Raw genomic sequence first — 293 nt, 5'->3', positions numbered from 1 at the left:
AGACAAGAAGGATAAAGAAGTTGAATTTAAAGGGGATTACTGCCTGGTGGCTGTGGGAAGAAAGCCTTTTACTGAAGGTTTAAATGCAGATGCCTCCGGAGTAAAGATCGACGACCGCGGTAGAGTAGAGGTGAACGAACATTTACAAACCAATGTGAAGAATATCTATGCCATTGGAGATGTGATAAAAGGTCCTATGCTGGCTCATAAAGCTTCGGAAGAGGGAACTCTTGTTGCAGAAACCATTGCCGGACAAAAGCCACACATTAATTATAATCTTATTCCGGGAGTGG

1 protein-coding gene is annotated in these 293 nt (G+C 43.0%); it reads left to right on the top strand.

Translation table 11 applies throughout. The annotated features are described in order from the left end of the window. A partial coding sequence (locus HC175_RS23025; RefSeq protein WP_168140081.1) for an FAD-dependent oxidoreductase occupies positions 1–293 on the top strand: 293 nt, incomplete at both ends.

Source organism: Salinimicrobium oceani, from assembly GCF_012037645.1.
Note: the sequence above shows the minus strand (reverse complement) of the source record. Positions and strands in the feature narration are given on the sequence as shown.